This window comes from Arthrobacter humicola (assembly GCF_022803015.1).
In the GTDB taxonomy this organism is placed as follows: domain Bacteria; phylum Actinomycetota; class Actinomycetes; order Actinomycetales; family Micrococcaceae; genus Arthrobacter; species Arthrobacter humicola_A.
Window position 1 is genome coordinate 89,069 of sequence record NZ_JAFKON010000008.1, and the last position, 16,782, is coordinate 105,850.

13 protein-coding genes are annotated in these 16,782 nt (G+C 67.4%); 5 read left to right on the plus strand and 8 right to left on the minus strand.

Annotation, left to right across the window (positions count from 1 at the left end):
• Positions 1–57: 57 nt before the first annotated feature.
• The 4 genes from ARTB_RS15805 (at position 58) to ARTB_RS15820 (ending at position 3,263) form a co-directional block, all read left to right on the plus strand.
• Positions 58–630: an RNA polymerase sigma factor gene (locus ARTB_RS15805; protein ID WP_243181409.1), complete on the plus strand. Its 573-nt coding sequence runs from the start codon at positions 58–60 to the stop codon at positions 628–630.
• Positions 617–1,471, plus strand: coding sequence for an anti-sigma factor (locus ARTB_RS15810; protein ID WP_243181410.1), 855 nt, complete (start codon positions 617–619; stop codon positions 1,469–1,471). Before ARTB_RS15805 ends, ARTB_RS15810 begins: the two co-directional genes overlap by 14 nt.
• Before the next feature lie 819 nt (positions 1,472–2,290).
• Positions 2,291–2,668 carry a hypothetical protein gene (locus ARTB_RS15815; protein WP_243181411.1) on the plus strand — a complete coding sequence of 126 codons (378 nt, stop codon included), beginning with the start codon at positions 2,291–2,293 and terminating at the stop codon, positions 2,666–2,668.
• 334 nt (positions 2,669–3,002) lie between these two features.
• Entirely contained in the window at positions 3,003–3,263 is a 261-nt protein-coding gene (locus tag ARTB_RS15820; RefSeq protein WP_243181412.1) for a hypothetical protein, read from the plus strand.
• A gap of 61 nt (positions 3,264–3,324) precedes the next feature.
• On the opposite strand, the gene ARTB_RS15825 is transcribed toward ARTB_RS15820, so the two are convergent.
• Positions 3,325–3,831: a MarR family winged helix-turn-helix transcriptional regulator gene (locus ARTB_RS15825; protein WP_028277447.1), complete on the minus strand. Its 507-nt coding sequence runs from the start codon at positions 3,829–3,831 to the stop codon at positions 3,325–3,327.
• 2 nt (positions 3,832–3,833) lie between these two features.
• A complete protein-coding gene (locus tag ARTB_RS15830) occupies positions 3,834–5,579 on the minus strand; it encodes an AMP-binding protein (protein ID WP_243181413.1) in 1,746 nt (581 codons plus the stop codon).
• A 363-nt stretch (positions 5,580–5,942) separates the two neighbouring features.
• Between ARTB_RS15830 and ARTB_RS15835 the strand changes: the two genes are divergently transcribed.
• Positions 5,943–7,076 carry an acyl-CoA dehydrogenase family protein gene (locus tag ARTB_RS15835; protein ID WP_243181414.1) on the plus strand — a complete coding sequence of 378 codons (1,134 nt, stop codon included), beginning with the start codon at positions 5,943–5,945 and terminating at the stop codon, positions 7,074–7,076.
• On the opposite strand, the gene ARTB_RS15840 is transcribed toward ARTB_RS15835, so the two are convergent.
• The 6 genes from ARTB_RS15840 to kdpA are packed head-to-tail and all read right to left on the minus strand — an operon-like array spanning position 7,073 to position 16,780.
• Positions 7,073–8,935 carry a sensor domain-containing diguanylate cyclase gene (locus ARTB_RS15840; protein ID WP_243181415.1) on the minus strand — a complete coding sequence of 621 codons (1,863 nt, stop codon included), beginning with the start codon at positions 8,933–8,935 and terminating at the stop codon, positions 7,073–7,075. The genes ARTB_RS15835 and ARTB_RS15840 overlap by 4 nt on opposite strands.
• A 40-nt stretch (positions 8,936–8,975) precedes the next feature.
• Positions 8,976–9,650, minus strand: coding sequence for a response regulator (locus ARTB_RS15845; RefSeq protein WP_243181416.1), 675 nt, complete (start codon positions 9,648–9,650; stop codon positions 8,976–8,978).
• Positions 9,647–12,325 carry a DUF4118 domain-containing protein gene (locus ARTB_RS15850; RefSeq protein ID WP_243181417.1) on the minus strand — a complete coding sequence of 893 codons (2,679 nt, stop codon included), beginning with the start codon at positions 12,323–12,325 and terminating at the stop codon, positions 9,647–9,649. Before ARTB_RS15850 ends, ARTB_RS15845 begins: the two co-directional genes overlap by 4 nt.
• 12 nt (positions 12,326–12,337) lie before the next feature.
• Positions 12,338–12,967 (minus strand): K(+)-transporting ATPase subunit C, encoded by a 630-nt coding sequence (kdpC, locus tag ARTB_RS15855; protein WP_243181418.1) that lies wholly within the window; start codon positions 12,965–12,967, stop codon positions 12,338–12,340.
• 10 nt (positions 12,968–12,977) lie between these two features.
• Positions 12,978–15,116, minus strand: a complete 2,139-nt coding sequence (gene kdpB, locus ARTB_RS15860) for a potassium-transporting ATPase subunit KdpB (RefSeq protein WP_243181419.1) — start codon at positions 15,114–15,116, stop codon at positions 12,978–12,980.
• On the minus strand, positions 15,113–16,780 hold the full coding sequence (gene kdpA, locus ARTB_RS15865) for a potassium-transporting ATPase subunit KdpA (protein WP_243181420.1): 1,668 nt from the start codon (positions 16,778–16,780) through the stop codon (positions 15,113–15,115). The genes kdpB and kdpA overlap by 4 nt, the downstream gene beginning before the upstream one ends.
• Positions 16,781–16,782 lie beyond the last annotated feature (2 nt).

Consider the following 16,782-nt stretch of genomic DNA (forward strand, 5'->3'; position numbering starts at 1 on the left):
CGCGTTAGCGGCATAATGTGGGTCAACAGGGCCGCTTATCGCTCAAAGGAGCGCCCGATGGAGGCTGCCGCAACGCATGACTGGGACCCCGGTCTCGATCGCGCATTTGTCGGCGGCGACGAACGCGCCCTCGCGGAGGCATACCGACGGTTTGGTCCGCTGGTCTACACGCTGGCGCTGAGATCCCTAGGAGAGCGTGCCGCTGCCGACGACGTCACCCAGGAGGTCTTCATCCGCGCTTGGAAATCACGGACCACTTACCGGCCTGAGGCGGCACGGCTGCCAGCCTGGCTGATCGGGATCACGCGCAATGCCATCTCCGACGCGTTGTCCGCCCGCGCCCGCCAGCGTCATCTCGAACAAGCGGCCACGCTCCTGGTCGTTGACCCCGCCGCCCAGCCAGATGCGGGGGACGTCGACGAGGTCGCCGACCGCCTAACCCTGGACGAAGAACTGGAAAAATTAGGGGACCCACAGCAAGCAATAATGCGGCTGGCATTCTATGAAGACCTGACCCACGACCAAATCTCATCGCGCCTCAACCTGCCGCTCGGCACCGTCAAAAGCCACATCCGGCGCAGCCTCGCCCGTTTGCGCACCCGCCTGGAGGTGGAACATGGAACACCTTGACGCGGACCTTCTCAGTCTGCTGGCCCTGGGCGAGCCCGTAGGCACAGACGCCGACGCCGCCCACCTCGCCGGCTGCCCCACGTGCAGCGATACCCTGCGAGGGCTGCGGCACGCCGTGCACATTGCCACCCTCGACCCGGGAGGCGTTGAACTCGAAAAACCCGGCAGCCAGAACTGGACCGCCATCCATCAGGCCCTCGGGCTCTCCCCGGCGCTGGCGACGGATCCCCTGAACCAGCACTCCGTACCGCGCGGTGCACCTCCGGAGCGGTCGGCCATCGACCCGGCCACGGCGCAAGCGCCCCTGAACCATGGCAGCAAGACAGCGTCGGCACCGGCTCCCATTCGGCCCAGCGCCAAAAACCGGGCCGCCCGTCCCGGACTCTGGATGATGGCGGCCGCGGCCGGCATCATTCTCGGCACGGCTGCCGGATGGGTCGCCGCCGGAGTCATCGGACACACCGGCACGCCGTCCCCTTCCTCCACCCAGACGGCTCCAGCATCCATTGTCCTCGCCCAAACGTCCCTGTCCCCCCTGCCCGCGCACACCGGCAGCGGAGACGCGCGGGTGGAGCAACTCCCGGATGGAACCCGCCAACTGATGATCCGGCTCTCCAACGACCACATCACCGGATTCCGGGGAGTGTGGGTCGGTTCCGCCGACCTGACCAAAATGGTCAGCCTCGGCGTCCTCGCCAACGAATCCGGCAACTTCACCATCCCTGCCGGCATCGACCTGGCCCAGTACCCCATCGTCGACATCTCCAATCAGCCGTACAACGGGGATCCCGCCCACTCCGCCGACAGCATCGCCCGCGGAAAGCTCAACCTGAAAAACTGACCCTGCGGGGGCCGGACCGTCCGCCCCGGAGGAATCTTTACCCTGGGCTTCTCGCCGTCCCAGCGTTCAGAACCGTTGTCGGCCACTTGTAGTCTGGCCTCAGTATCTTCGAAGAGGATTCCATGCACGAACCCCTGCTGGTCCTGTCCGGCGCATCGCTCTTGGCATTGGCTGTGGCAGGCGGGTTCTAGCGGAGCGCTCCTCCTTGCGGTGGGGCCACACCAATTGGCGTCCCCGGCACCGGCAGCTAAGTCTCGCAGTGTGCGCGCTCCTGGGTTCCGTTGGCCTATACATCGTATTGGTACCCGGGACAGGGATCGATTCAACGGGAACGGGAAACAGTGTGGACCTTGGAGTTGGGATGCTGCTGTTGGCGGGGATCTGGTTCATCTTCCGGCGGGAGGTAGTCCGCTACCAGCTCTGGGTGACGCCGAGGACCGCTAACCGGGCGAATTCGGAGGCTATTCGTTGAGAAGCTACTCAACGGATTACCGATACTTCTCAGCCGCTGGATTCAGTATGGGGGAGGGCTCCGACAATCAACGGGTTGCACGCCAATGGGGACAGCCTGAGCTGCGCGGAGGGCTCCACCTGACCCCAGTGGGCACAACCCCTGCGGGCCTTGCTGCGGCTCTCCTTCAGGGTTGTGGACTGCCCCACGGCTCCGTGCGGGCAGGCCTGGCTCGCTCCGGAAAATCTGGTTGACAGTGGGGATTGGTGCTTCTAGATTTTTTAGTGTTTCTGGGTTGGTCATGCTTCACATTCATGCTGTTGCTGTTTCATTTGAGCGGCTTTGCCGCCAGGATGCAGGAGGCCACGATGACGAAGACACCACTGGAAGATTTCCTCACTGAGTGCGTCGCACCGGATCCGGACGGCGGTCTCAGCGTGGAGGAACTGTATGGCTTGTATCTGAGCTGGTGCGGGCTTGGAGGGTTTGCACCAGTTAGTGGCAGGGCGTTCAGAGCAGGTTTGCGCGCAGCCGATGTCCACATTGAATACCGTGGACGCAGGTGCCCGGGCCTGAGGATGACCGGCCCGGCCGCGTGCGATTACCTGGTCCACCGCGAACTCCCGCTCGCCGTGCTCGAGGCACCTGCCGGTCCTCAACTCATCTCACACCAGGGCCCGGAAAAGGTCACGCCGCTTCCCGGCCGGCCGGCCGCGGGAGTCCGCGGCGCCGTGCCGGCCGCCTGACGTGCGCCGGCCCGGCCCTTGATGGCACTTTGAGCGCGGTCTTGGTCGGGAGTATGAGGAAAGCCTCCGCGCGAATCCAGGGACTCAAGCGCGGAGGCTCCCGGTTCTCCAAGCTGGGGGGACTGGAGAACCACTCTAAGGGTACTAGCCGGCGTGACGTCCTGGCCGCTCGCCTCCCGGGAAGCGCGGCCTTCCAGATCACCGCCGGCGCGGGCGGCCCCCGGTCCTCCCGGCCTGCCAACCGGGAGCGGCAGCGTCCAGGAGTTTGACCTTCACGGGGTCCAGTTCATTGCGGCGGTTTTTGTACCGCTGGGTGTGGATCCACACCCCGAGGGTGTGCTCACGCTCTGAGTCACAGTCCTCATGGCGGGGCCAGTCGTATGCCGTTCTGGCGTTATTCGACGAGGCTGTCGCCTGGCTGGCGGATGACGAGACCAAGCGCTTGGGTGTGCCGCTCCTGCGGGTTGACTGCTATGGGGGAGGCCAGGGCGACCTGGTCCGCTTCTACGAATCCGCCGGCTACCGGCGCACCGAAACGATCAAGGTCAAGGAATGGCCCGGGCAGATCCTCGAACGCCGGTTCGTCTCAAGCTGACGCCGGGCAGGCAGAAGGAATACCGCCGAAGGAACGCTCCCGATCGCCCGGCACCCGGGCGTCAGCCGCTGAAATCACCGGCGTTCCGGCGGAATGTGCCCAGGATCCGGATCAGCTGGTCCACGTCCTGGTCCGCGAAGCCGGACTGGCCAAAGACCTCGGAGTTCAGCACCGCCGTCGCCCGTTTGGCCAGGGTGCGGCCTTCCGGGGTGAGCTCGATCAGGGTGGTGCGGCCGTCCGTGGGGTGCGGCGAGCGGATCACCAGCCCGGCCTCCTGGAGCCGGTCCACAGCGTTGGTCACGGAGGTGGGATGGACCTGCAGCAGCGCGCTCGCCTTGTTCATGGGCAGCGCCCCGCTGCGGGCGAAGCTGAGCAACGCGAGCAGCTCGTACCGGGCAAACGTGAGCCCGAACGGCTTGAGCACCGCCTCGATCCGGCCGAGCAGGATCTGCTGGGTCCGCATGATGGCGGTGATGGCGGCCATCGGGGCGGCGACGTCGGACCAGCCGTGGCGCTCCCAGTTCAGCCGGGCGTCGGCAATCGGATCTCGCGGCAGCGGTGTTCCCATGTTCAGCCCTGCCCCTTGAGCCCGGGGAAATCGGAGTCGGAGTACTCGATGCCGAGGCCTTCCGGGACGGGGCCGCCGCCGTGGCGCACTTCCTCGCTGTGCCGCAGCTCCACGCGCCTGATCTTGCCGGAGATCGTCTTGGGGAGCTCGGCAAACTCCAGCCGGCGGATCCTTTTGAACGGCGCCAGGTGCTCCCGGCAGTACCGCAGGATGTCTTCGGCCAGCTCGGGGCCCGGCTGGTGGCCAGCGGCCAGGACCACAAACGCCTTCGGCACTGACAGCTTGAGCGGGTCAGGGGAGGGGACGACGGCGGCCTCCGCCACTGCGGGGTGCTCAATCAGCACGCTCTCCAGTTCGAACGGGGACAGCCGGTAGTCGGAGGACTTGAAGACGTCGTCGCCGCGGCCCACATACGTGATGATGCCGCGCTCGTCCCGGCTCGCCATGTCCCCCGTGTGGTAGTAGCCGTCACGGAAAGCCTCCGCCGTCTTGTCCGGGTCGCCGTAGTACGCCTTCATGAGCCCCACGGGGCGGGGGTCGAGGCGCAGGCAGAGCTCGCCGTCGTCGGCCTCCTCACCCGTGGCGGGGTCCACAAGCACGACGTCGTAGCCGGGCAGCGGCTTGCCCATGGCGCCGATCTTGATCGGCTGGCCCGGCGTGTTCGCGATCTGCACGGTGGATTCGGTTTGGCCGAAGCCGTCCCGGATGGTTTGCCCCCATGCGCGGTGGACCTGGTCGATCACCTCGGCGTTGAGCGGTTCGCCGGCGGACACCACCTTGGTGGGCGGATTCTTGAGCAGTGTGAGATCGGCCTGGATCAGCATCCGCCAGACCGTCGGCGGGGCGCAGAAGCTGGTCACGGATTCGCGGTCCATCTGCTCCATGAGCGCCCTGGCGTCGAAGCGTTCGTAGTTATAAATGAACACGCACGCCTCGGCGATCCAGGGGGTGAACACATTGGACCAAGCATGCTTGGCCCAGCCCGGCGAGGCCACGTTGAGGTGCACGTCGCCCGGTTCCATACCGATCCAGAACATCGTGGACAGATGTCCCACCGGGTAGGAGGTGTGCGTGTGTTCGACGAGTTTGGCCTTGGACGTGGTGCCCGAGGTGAAGTACAGCAGGAGCGTCTCGTCGGCCGGGGTGGGGGCGTCCGGGGCGAAATCCGCACCGGCCGCGGCAGCATCTGCCCCGTAGTACTGCAGGGCATTGGCCTGGGCAGCGGCGGGGTCCCCGGCGCTGGCGCCAACTTCAATCAGCGTGTACTGGCCGGCGACGTCGGCGAACTTCGCGATGTTGGCACTGCCGACGGCGGCCCAGGCCGCACCGCCGCGTTCCACCCGGTCCTGAAGGTCGGCCGGTCCCATCAGTGTGGTGGTGGGAATCATGACGATCCCCAGCTTGATGCCGGCCAGCATCAGTTCCCAGAGCTCCACCTGGTTGCCGAGCATGATGATCATCCGGTCCCCGCGCCGCACACCTGCCCCGCGCAGCCAGTTGGCCACCTGGGACGAGCGCCGGGAGAGGTCAGCGAAGCTGCGCCGGGTCGCGGACCCGTCCTGTTCAACGATCACCAGCGCAGGCTTGTCCGCCTTGGCCGGGTCCGCGGCGAGCTGGTCGAACCAGTCCAGTGCGAAGTTGAACTCCTCAAAGCGGGGCCACTGGAATTCGTTGCGGGCGCCGTCGTAGTCCCCGCGCAGGGCAAGCAGCCGGTCTCGCGCGGCCCGGAATTCCTCAGTCACGGTCATGTTGCACCTTTCGAAGTCCTCTGGCGCTGCCGTTCCGGGCGGTCGGTGGCACGGCGCCGTTGCCTGGGATCCACCGGCCCGGCACGGTGCCTGCCTAGTGATCCCCGTCACTGTGCAATATACTAGGACATCCAAGGGTTTGGAAGGGCGACGCTGCTCTGCAGGCGTTGCATGACGAAGGGATACGTGCCCGTGCAGCCACAAGGACGTGCCAGCGGACCGTCGGCGCCAGCCGAAAACAGAGCGGAAGACAGAGCCGAAAACAGAGCCGAAGACAGAGCGGGATCAGACACAGCCGAATCCGCTACTGCGGGCGCCGCCCCCGAAGCCGCGGCGGAGCCGCCGTTTCCCGACGCCGACCTCATGTACATCGTGGACCTGCTGCCGCCGGACGAACAGCTCCGCTACCAGGAGGTCCGGGAATTCCTGCAGTCCCGGATCCGGGCCGCATCAATCGACTACTGGAACCGCGAGGAGTTTCCCTTCGGGCTGCTCGCCGAACTCGGCAAATACGGTTTGGGCGGGCTGCAGACGGACGGCACGTCCAAGCTCTTCAAGGGGCTCATGTATGTCGAGGTGGCGCGCGCCGACGTGTCCCTCTCGGCGCTCGTCGGGATCCACAACGAGCTGATCGTCGGCATGATCGACGAGCTCGGCTCGGAGGAACAGAAGGCGCGCTGGCTCCCTGGCCTCACCGCGTTCACCCAGCTCGGGGCGTTCGCCCTGACAGAGCCGGACCACGGCTCGGACATCGCCGGCGGCCTGGAAACCACCGCGCGGCTGGACGGCGATGAGTGGGTCCTCAACGGCGCCAAGCGTTGGATCGGCGCCGGCACCATCGCGGACTTCGCCCTTGTTTGGGCCCGGGACGTCGCTGACCAGCACATCAAGGGCTTCATCGTGGAGACGGACCGTCCGGGCTACACCGCAACGAAGATCGCCAACAAAATCGGCCTGCGCATCATGCAGAACGCGGACATCGTCCTCGACGAGGTCCGGATCCCGGCGGCCAACCTGCTGCCCGGCGCCACCAGCTTCTCCAAGGCCAACGAGCTCCTGCGCGATTCGCGGGCCTGGGTGGGCTGGCAGGGTGCCGGCATCCAGCTGGCCGCGTTCGACGTCGCGCGCGCCTATTCGCTGAAGCGCCGCCAGTTCGGCAAGGAACTCGCCCGCTTTCAGCTCATCCAGCAGCAGCTCGCCGAGATCCTGGGCAACGCGACCGCCTCCCTGGCCCTGATGGCCCAGCTCGCGCGCATCCAGGAAGAGGGCAAGCTCGAGATGGTCCAGGCCGCCATGGCCAAAGCGACCACCACGCGGCTGGCGCGTGCCTCGGTGGCGATGGGACGGTCCCTCATGGGCGGCAACGGCATCAGCAGCGACTATGAGATGGGCAAGCTCTTCGGCGACGCCGAGATTCTCTATACCTATGAGGGCAGCTACGAAATCAATTCACTGATCGTGGCGCGGGCCGTGACGGGAAAGTCCGCTTTCGTCTAGGCTCCGAGTGTGCCAGCGCCGTCCCGCGCCTGGCCGTTCCGTGCCTGCCCGTTCTGTGCCGGGCTGTTCCGTGCCTGCCCGGCCGGGGCAGGCTGAACCGCCGGGCTGGCGTGGCCGTAGCGGGACGTGCGGTTGCGGCCGCCGTTCTTGGCCTCGTACAGGGCCCGGTCCGCGCAGTCCAGGAGCGAGCCGGCCGCGGCGTCACTGTGCTCGCAGACTCCGGCAGAGATCGTCAGGAAACCCACTTCCCCGAACGGTTCGGACGCGATGGCCTTGCGGGCGCGTTCGGCGGCGCGCAGGGCCTCGGCGCCGTCCGTCGCCGGGAGCAGCCACACGAACTCCTCGCCGCCGAACCGGGCCACGATCTCCTCGGCGCGGGCGACCGCCCGGAGCCTGGCCGCGACCTCCGCCAGGACCACGTCGCCCGTCAGGTGGCCGTGGGTGTCGTTGACCCTCTTGAAGTGGTCGATATCCAGGACGACGGCACTCAGGCTTGTCCCGCGGCTCAGGGCCAGCTCAACATGCTCGGCGAGGTGCCGTTCCAGGGCCCGCCGGTTGGGCAAGCCACTGAGGGCATCGGTAGTGGCCTGCTGTTCGAGGTCGGTCCGGGCCTCCGTGTTGCCGATGGCGATCTCGACGAGCTCCGCGAACTGGGCCAGCCGCTCCATCATCGCCTCCGTAACCCCGGTGCGCGACTTCGACGTCAGGCTCACGGCGCCCCACAGGCTGCCGCCGACCCGGATCGGCGCCGCCGCCGCGGACTGGAAGCCGCCGGCGCGCATCTGCTCCGCTGCCGGTCCACCTTCCGCCCGGTAGCGAACCAGGGCCGGCTTGCCGGTCACGGCCACCCGGACAGTGGCCGACTCGTCCGTCGGGGCGAAGATCTGCCGCCGGCTCAGCGTCGGCGGCAGCGTCGGCGCCATGGCGACGATTTCCGCCGACGACGCGCCCGTGAAACGGACGACGGCGGCGGAATCGACGTTGAACAGGTCGCGGACAATCGCGGCGACCCGCTCAGAGATGGCAGCGGGGGCCGCGTTGCGGGCAACTTCGGTGGCTATCTCGTGCAAAGCCTCCCAAACCTTTTGTTGCTGCAGGCGCTCGGTGATATCAACCGCCACCACCATGCCGGCCGCGGCCTCGTCGTCGGAGTAGACCGGCCCGGCGTTCAGCCGGTAGGTGCGGTGGCCGATCTGCCGGCTCCAGGACACCTCGCGGCCGGCGAGGGCCGCGAGATAGCGCGGCTCGAGCTCGCTGGCGAGATTGCCCTTGAGCACGTCCTGGATGCGCTGGCCTTCGAGCTCTTCCCTGCGGTAGCCGAAGGTCTCCAGCTCCTGGCCTTCGGCGATCAGGTAGCGCAGCTCGGCGTCGAAGAGGAGGACGAAGACGCCGGGGACGCTCCGCGCCAGGGCGCGGTACCGGTCCATGTCCCGCTGCCGGCGCCGGTCGGCCAGGACACGCTCGGTGATGTCCGTGACCAGGACGAAGAAGCCCTGCACCGCGCCGTCCTGGGTATCGGGGGTGTAGGTCACCTCGGTGAAGCGGGACTGGCCCGCGGCATCCACCAGGGTCCGGTCGAACTGCTGCCGCTTCCCGGCGAGCGCCCCCTCGATGTGCGGCAGGTTGGCCTTCAGGACGGTCTCGCCGAGCACGTCCCGGACATGCATGCCGTGAAGCTGCTGGGGTGCGAAACCGAACCACTCGCAGTAGGCGTCGTTGGCCAGGCGGTTGCGGAGTCCCGTGTCCCAATAGCCCACGAGTGCCGGGATTCCGTTCAGGACAGCCCGCAGCTGCGCCGGAATCTCAGGCAGTGGCGACGGACCGGCATCGTCCCTGTTCAGCGGGCTGCGATTAGTCATTGCCCCAGTATCCATTGCAGGCGGCGGCATCGGAAAACCATCAGGGCATGAACCTGTAGCCGATGCCGGCCTCGGTGAGCAGATGGCGCGGGCTGGCGGTATCCGGCTCCAGCTTGCGCCGCAGCTGCGCCATGTAAACCCGGAGGTAGTTGGTCTCCTTGGCGTAGGCCGGACCCCAGACCCTGGAGAGCAGCTGCTGCTGGGTGATGAGCTTTTCCGGATTGCGGACCAGAACCTCCAGAATCTTCCATTCCGTGGGGGTCAGTCGGACGTCCGCGCCGTCCCTGGTCACCCGGTGCTTGGCCAAGTCCACGGTGAAGGCATCGGTCCTGACCACTGTTTCGCGCTCCGGTTCGACGCTGCGGCGCAGCAGCGCCCGGAGCCGGGCCAGGAGCTCGTCGAGGCCGAACGGTTTGGTGATGTAGTCATCCGCGCCGGCGTCGAGAGCCTCGACTTTGTCTTCGGAGCCGTGCCTGGCGGAGAGCACCAGGACCGGCGCGCTGCTGAACCCGCGCAGCTCCTTGAGGACACGGGTCCCGTCAATGTCAGGCAGGCCGAGGTCCAGGATGATGAGTGAGAGCGGGTTCTGGGTGGCGGCCAGCAGCGCCGAGGTCCCGTCCACGGCGGTGGTGACGGTGTAGCCGTGGGCCTGCAGGGTAATGCGCAGGGCCCGCAACAGGTGCGGGTCGTCGTCGACGACCAGGACGGCCGTCATGCGGTGTCCGGTCCGGACGTAAGGGGCAGCGCATGACCGCGGCGCGCCACCAGCGACCGGGGCTCGAACGGGGCCTGGGCGCGGTGCCCGTCATATGGGGTTCCCGTGGACAACGGAAGCCGGATAATCATCGTCAGCCCTCCGCCCGGTGTGGCTTCTGCGGTCAGGCTGCCACCCATGGCATCCGTGAACCCCTTCGCCACCGCAAGCCCGAGCCCGATCCCGGTGGTTTGCGGGGTGTCGTCGAGCCGCTGGAAGGGCCGGAACATTTCCAGGACGCTCTCCGCCGGGATTCCCCGGCCGTGATCGATGACCCGAAGCTCCCCGGCAGGGCGCCCTTCGAGAGTCGCAGGGCTGAGGCCGCCAGCCGCCCCAACAAGGACGATGTCCGAATCTGGAGCGTATTTCACGGCATTCTCGACGATGTTCGCAATCACCCGTTCCAGCATGCCGGGGTCGGCATCGACCTCCGGCATGTTCGGAGGCAGGTCCACGCGCACCCGGCCCGCGGTGACGGCGCTCAGGGAACCCGGTATGACCTCGTACCACCGCACGGGTTTGAGCAGGGGATTGACGGCATCCGAGGTGATCCGGGACATGTCCAGCAGATTGCCCACCAGCGCGTCCAACCGGTCCGAACACTCCTCGATCGTTGCCAGCAGTTCGTGTTCCTCTTCCTTGGTGTAATGGACGTCGTCGTGGCGCAGCCCGCCGACGGCAAGCTTGATCCCGGCCAAGGGGGTGCGCAAGTCGTGGGAGACTGCGCGGAGGATGGAGGTCCGCATCGTGTTGCTTTCGGCCAATCGCAGCATCTCCCGCCGGCTGGTCACCAACTGCTGGCGTTCCAGCTGGGCCGCCAGATGAACACCGAACGCGCCGAGGAGACGTCGGTCGCTGGCCGGCAGAATCCGTCCGAAGAGCACCAGGCGCGTGGAAGCGTCGATTTCTTCGACGTTGTCGCCGGTGGCATCGTCCCCTGGCGCGCCGGCGGGCAGGGCCGGAATTTCTCCCACGGCGGCCTGAAGTTGCCATCGCCGGTCTGGTCCTGCGCCGCTGTCGCCGTCCGCGAGGCCGTAGCCAAGGCTGAAAACAGCAGCACCGCGCACCTGGAAGACGCTCAGGGCTTGCTCCAGCAATGCCTGAACCGTGTCATCCGAGCCGACGGCACTGCGCGTCAGGTCACCGAGCGTCGTGGCTTCGGCGCGGGCCCGCGCGGCCTCTTTGGAGCGGCGGGCCGATAGGTCCACCACAACGGCAACGGCGGCTGAGACGCCCACAAACACCAGCAGGGCCAGGAAGTTCTGGGGATCGCTGATGGTGAGGTTGCCCAACGGCGGGGTTGAAAAGTAGTTCACCAGAAGGCTGCTCCACAGTGCGGCCAGGATGGCCGGCCACAATCCGCCGATCAGCGCCACCGCCACTGAACCGGTGAGCTGGACCAGCATGGCCGCGGCCACGTTCCGCTCCGGGTTCAGGAGCGACAGCAAGAGTTGCAGGACCACCGGGAGCAGCACCGCAAAGCCGAACCCGACGGCGACCCGGACCCGGCCCAAGTCGCGCTGCCGTGACGGGCGGGTTCCGCGGCCGCCGAGGGGGTGGGAGACCATATGGACATCGATGTCGCCTGAATCGCGGACTACCCGGGTGCCTACTCCGCCGCCGAGGAGGTTTCCGATCAGCCCGGCGATCTTCTTGTGCCGGGAGATGCCAACGACGATTTGGGTCGCGTTGACGCTGCGGGCGAAGTCCAGCAGGGCGGCGGCCGGATCCTCCCCGGTCACGATGTGGTAGCTGCCGCCCAGGTCCAGGATGAGATGGCGCTGGGCCTCAAGCGCCTGGGGGGATTCGCCGGCAACGCCGTCAGCGGCACGGACGTGGACCGCCAGCAGGTCCCCGCCGTTGACCCGGTTGAGGATGCGGGCCCCCCGGCGGATCAGGACTTCCCCTTCCGGGCCGCCGGTCAGCCCGACGACGATCCGCTCCCGGGCTGGCCAGCTTTCATCGATGCCCTGTTCGGCCCGGTACTTGGCGAGGCCCTCGTCCACCCGGTCGGCCAGCCACAGCAAGGCAAGTTCGCGCAGCGCCGTGAGGTTGCCCAGCCGGAAGTAGTTCGAGAGGGCCGCGTCGATCTTGTCGGCCGCGTAGATCTTGCCGTCGCCCAGGCGCTGGCGGAGCAGCTCGGGGGAGATGTCCACGAGGTGGATCTGATCCGCTCGGCGGACAACGTCGTCCGGCACCGTCTCCGCCTGGCGGACGTCGGTGATGGCGCTGACGACGTCCCCCAAGGACGCCAGATGCTGGATGTTGACCGTGGAGAGAACATTGATGCCGGCGTCGAGGAGCACGGCAACGTCCTGCCAACGCTTGGGATTCCGGCTGCCCGGGACATTGGAATGGGCGTATTCGTCCACAACCGCGGCCCCTGGCGCCCGGACCAGGACCGCGTCAAGATCCATCTCCTCAAACTCCGTGTCCCGGTAGGGCAGCCTCCTGGGCGGGATGACTTCGAGTCCCTCCAGCAGCGCCCGCGTCTCGCTGCGGCCGTGGTCCATGGCGAACGCGACGACGACGTCCTCGCCGCGCTTGCCGAGCCGGTGGGCTTCTTCGAGCATCTCGTAGGTCTTGCCCACACCCGGCGCGGCGCCCAGGAAGATCCGCAGCGTTCCACGTGCCATGCCGTCATTCTCTCACTTGGATTGTGCCGGCTGCGACGGCCGTGCGGCCGCCGCCACGGCGAGGTTGAGGGCAGTCACGTTGACCGACGGCCGGCCGAGAAACGCGACTAACCCACTGCTGGTGTGCTGCTCCACCAGGGAGGCAACGGCGTCGGCGCCCAGGCCGTTCGCTGCCGCCACCCGCGCCGTCTGAACCCTGGCGTACTCGGGTGAAATGTCCGGGTCCAGTCCGGAACCGCTGGCGGTCACGGCGTCGGCGGGCACCGTTGCCGGATCCACGCCTTCAGCCGCGGCGACGGCGGACCGGTTGGCGGTCACGGCCTCGAGCAGTTTCGAATCGTTGGGGCCCAGGTTGGACGGCGAGGACGACGCCGGATCCCACTTCGCAGCCGAAGGGCGGGCGTGGAACCAGCGGGGGTCCTGGACACCGGAATCGTTGGCCGCGGCCTGGACAATCAGGGCGGACGCGGCCGGGGCGCCGGCGCTGTCTTTGAGGATGGAGCCGTTGGCCTGGTAAGGGGCGATCAGTTGTCCGGTTCCGAAGACGGCGAGCGGGTACGCAAGGCCGAGGACCAGGGTGGCGAAGAGCAAGAACCGAAGGGCCGTGCCTGCCTGCCGGAGGTAGCCAGCGAGAGTGTTCATAGGGATTTTCCTAGCCGATTCCTGGGATGAGGGAGATCAACAGGTCGATGATCTTGATGCCGATGAAGGGTGCAATCAGGCCGCCGAGCCCGTAGATCAGCAGGTTCCGGGCCAGTGCCTGGTTGGCGGAGACGGCACGGTATTTGACCCCCCGAAGCGCGAGCGGAACCAACGCGATGATGATCAGGGCGTTGAAGATCACCGCGGACAGGATGGCTGAAGACGGGGTGGCCAGGCCCATGATGTTCAGCAGCCCTAGCCCCGGGAAGGCGGCGGCAAAAAGGGCCGGGACGATCGCGAAGTACTTGGCGACGTCGTTGGCGACCGAGAAGGTGGTCAGGGCGCCGCGGGTGATGAGCAGTTGCTTGCCGATGCCGACGATGTTGATGAGTTTGGTGGGGTCGGAGTCGAGGTCCACCATGTTGGCAGCGTCCTTCGCGGCGGGGGTTCCGGAGTTCATGGCGACGCCCACGTCCGCGGCGGCCAGCGCCGGGGCGTCGTTGGTGCCGTCCCCGGTCATGGCCACGAGCCGGCCTGCGGCCTGCTCCTTCTTGATGACCGCGAGCTTGTCCTCCGGGGTTGCTTCGGCCAGAAAGTCATCGACGCCGGCCTCGGCGGCGATCGCCTTGGCGGTGATGGGGTTGTCGCCGGTGATCATGACGGTCCGGATGCCCATTTGCCGCAGTTCGGCGAAGCGGGCATGCATGCCGGGTTTGACGACGTCGGCGAGGTGGATGGTTCCAAGGACGTCGGCGCTGCCGTCCTTGCCCACCTGGGCGACCAGGAGAGGTGTGCCGCCCTGGGCCGAGATTTCCGTGACCCGGTGCTCGACCTCCGCCGGGGAGTGCCCGCCGTACTCGGCAACGAAGGCCGCAACCGTGGAGGCGGCGCCCTTGCGGATCTGCCGGCCGTCAAGGTCCAACCCGCTCATGCGCGTGCTGGCGCTGAAGGGGACGACGGCAAAATCGCTGGCGCTGTGTTCAAGGGTGGTCAGATCGGCCCCGGTCACGCCCTTGTCCGCGGCGAGGTCCACGATGGAGCGCCCCTCGGGGGTTTCGTCGGCCAGGCTGCAGACCCGGGCCGCTTCGATGAGTTGGGTCCGGTCCACATGATCGGCGGGGAAGAAATTGACGGCGCGGCGGTTGCCGTAGGTGATGGTTCCGGTCTTGTCCAGCAGCAGGGTGGTGATGTCTCCGGCGGTTTCCACGGCACGGCCGGAGGTGGCGAGCACGTTGTGCTGGACCAGCCGGTCCATGCCGGCGATGCCAATGGCCGGGACAAGGGCCCCGATGGTGGTGGGGATCAGACAGACCAGCAGTGCGACCAGCACGATCGGGGACGGCGTGGCGCCGGCGAGGGCGGCGAACGGTGCCAGTGACATGGTGACGGCCAGGAAGACGATGGTCAGGGACACCAGCAGTACGTGGAGCGCGATTTCGTTGGGAGTCTTCTGCCGCACGGCGCCCTCGACAAGCCTGATCATCCGGTCGATGAAGGTTTGGCCCGGCTCTGCGGTGATGCGGATGACGATCCGGTCCGAGAGGACCTTCGTGCCGCCGGTGACGGAGGACCGGTCTCCGCCGGATTCGCGGATGACCGGGGCTGATTCGCCCGTGATGGTGGATTCGTCGACGCTGGCCAGGCCTTCGATGATTTCGCCGTCCGAGGGAATGACGTCCCCGGCCTCGCAAACCACGACGTCTCCGCGCCGCAACTCCGTCCCCGGCAGGTCCCGGGTGGCGCCGCCGGGCTGCCGGAGCCGGGCCTGGACGCCCTTGCGGCTGGCGCGCAGGCTGTCGGCCTGGGCCTTGCCCCGGCCCTCGGCGATGGATTCGGACAGGGTGCCGAAGAGGACGGTGAGCCACAGCCAGGCCGTCACGGCGATGCCGAACACGGACGGCCGGTACACCGAGATCGCGGTGCACAGGCCGGCCCCGACCAGCACGATGAACATGACCGGGGAATGGATCATCTGCCGCGGGGAGAGTTTCCTGACCGCGAGGGGCAGGGCGGCTATGACGGACGTGAGTGTCAGTTTTGCCGGGGCTTTGGTGTGGTGCTTGTGCTCGCCGGGGGTGCCAAGGGGGTTTCCGTCGGCGTAGGTCAGGGCTTCGGTGTCCGTGGCTAACGCCGTGTGGGACCGGGTCATTTGAGGAGTCCTTCTGCGAGGGGGCCCAGGGCAAGGGCCGGGAAGTAGCTCAGGGCGGTCAGGATTACTGTCACGCCGAGCAGCAGCGAGCCGAACAGCGGGCCGTGGGTGGGGACGGTGCCGGCGGACGTGGGAACCTTGCCCTGACGGGCGAGGAAGCCGGCCAGGGCGATCACCAGGACGATCGGGAGAAAGCGGCCCAGCAGCATGGCCAGGCCCATCATGACCGAAAGGTATGGGCCCGACGTGGTGATGCCGCCGAACGCGGAGCCGTTGTTGTTGGCCCCGGAGGTGAAGGCGTAAAGCGCTTCGCTGAACTGGTGCGGGCCGGTGGCTGGGGCGTTGGCCATGGCGTCCGGCAGCAGGACGGTGATGCCGGCGAGGGCCAGCACCAGGCTCGGGGTGACGAGGATGTACATGGCGGCGAGTTTCATTTCCGTCGGTCCGATCTTCTTGCCCAGGTACTCCGGGGTGCGCCCGACCATGAGGCCGGCGATGAAGACGGAAATGATGGACAGGATCAGCAGGCCGTAGAGCCCGGACCCGGTTCCGCCGGGGGCGACTTCGCCGAGCATCATGTTCACCATGGCCACTCCGCCGGCCAGCGGCGGCAGGGAATCGTGGGCGGTGTTGACGGCGCCGGTGGAGGTCAGGGTGGTGGACGTCGCGAAGATCGCGCTGGGCACGGGGCCGAAGCGCTGTTCGAAGCCTTCGCCGAGGCCACCGGCGGCGGCCGTCGCGGTTCCCTGGCCGGCAGCGACGGCCCAGCCCATCAGCGAAATCGAAGCCAGCCACAGGGTGCCCATCACGGCGACGACCGTGTAGCCCTGCCGCTGGTCGCCCACCATCCGGCCGAAGGCATACGGGAGGGCGGAGGGGATGAGCAGGAGCAGGAACACCTCAAAGAGGCTGATGAAGGCGTTGGGGTTTTCAAACGGGTGGGCGGAGTTCGCGTTAAAGTAGCCGCCGCCGTTGGTCCCGAGCTCCTTGATGGCTTCCTGGGAGGCGACGGGGCCGCCGGGAATGCTCTGCGAAAGGCCCGTGGCCTGGTTGGTGACCTCGGTGGACCAGAAATTCTGCACCACTCCGCCGAGGACCATCACCACTGCCGCGACGAACGCCAGCGGCAGCAGGACCCGGAACGTCGTCCGGGTCAGGTCCACCCAGAAGTTGCCCAGCCGCTGTGTCCGTGTGCGGGCAATGCCCCGGATCAGGGCGACGGCGACCACGATGCCGACGGCGGCGGAGAGGAAGTTCTGCACCGCCAGCAGACACATCTGCACGAAGATGCCTACCGTGGTCTCGGGGACGTAGGTCTGCCAGTTCGTGTTGGTCACAAAGGAAATAGCGGTGTTCATGGCCACCCACGGGTCGACGCCGGGCAGCGAACCGCTGCCGGGCAGGACGCCCTGCAGCCGTTGGAGGCCGAACACGGCCAGGATCGAGACGGCCGAGAACGCTAGAACGCTGCGCAGGTAGACCGGCCAGGTCTGCTCGGTGCCGGCGTCGACCCCGGCCAGCCGGTAGAAGAGGCGCTCGGCCCGGGCTGACGTCGTGCCCTCGAAAACCCGGGCCAGGTAGATGCCCAGAGGCTTGTGCATGGCCGCCAGGACAATGAGTAGCGCCGCCACCTGGACAGCAAAGGACGCAGGGTTGAAGGTCATGA

Excerpts from the sequence above, each read along its gene's own strand:
- ARTB_RS15805 (WP_243181409.1), top strand. The coding sequence starts at position 58 with ATGGAGGCTGCCGCAACGCATGACTGGGACCCCGGTCTCGATCGCGCA.
- ARTB_RS15810 (WP_243181410.1), top strand. The coding sequence starts at position 617 with ATGGAACACCTTGACGCGGACCTTCTCAGTCTGCTGGCCCTGGGCGAG.
- ARTB_RS15815 (WP_243181411.1), top strand. The coding sequence starts at position 2,291 with ATGACGAAGACACCACTGGAAGATTTCCTCACTGAGTGCGTCGCACCG.
- ARTB_RS15825 (WP_028277447.1), bottom strand. The coding sequence starts at position 3,831 with ATGGGAACACCGCTGCCGCGAGATCCGATTGCCGACGCCCGGCTGAAC.
- ARTB_RS15830 (WP_243181413.1), bottom strand. The coding sequence starts at position 5,579 with ATGACCGTGACTGAGGAATTCCGGGCCGCGCGAGACCGGCTGCTTGCC.
- ARTB_RS15835 (WP_243181414.1), top strand. The coding sequence starts at position 5,943 with ATGTACATCGTGGACCTGCTGCCGCCGGACGAACAGCTCCGCTACCAG.
- ARTB_RS15840 (WP_243181415.1), bottom strand. The coding sequence starts at position 8,935 with ATGACTAATCGCAGCCCGCTGAACAGGGACGATGCCGGTCCGTCGCCA.
- ARTB_RS15845 (WP_243181416.1), bottom strand. The coding sequence starts at position 9,650 with ATGACGGCCGTCCTGGTCGTCGACGACGACCCGCACCTGTTGCGGGCC.
- ARTB_RS15850 (WP_243181417.1), bottom strand. The coding sequence starts at position 12,325 with ATGGCACGTGGAACGCTGCGGATCTTCCTGGGCGCCGCGCCGGGTGTG.
- kdpC (WP_243181418.1), bottom strand. The coding sequence starts at position 12,967 with ATGAACACTCTCGCTGGCTACCTCCGGCAGGCAGGCACGGCCCTTCGG.
- kdpB (WP_243181419.1), bottom strand. The coding sequence starts at position 15,116 with ATGACCCGGTCCCACACGGCGTTAGCCACGGACACCGAAGCCCTGACC.
- kdpA (WP_243181420.1), bottom strand. The coding sequence starts at position 16,780 with ATGACCTTCAACCCTGCGTCCTTTGCTGTCCAGGTGGCGGCGCTACTC.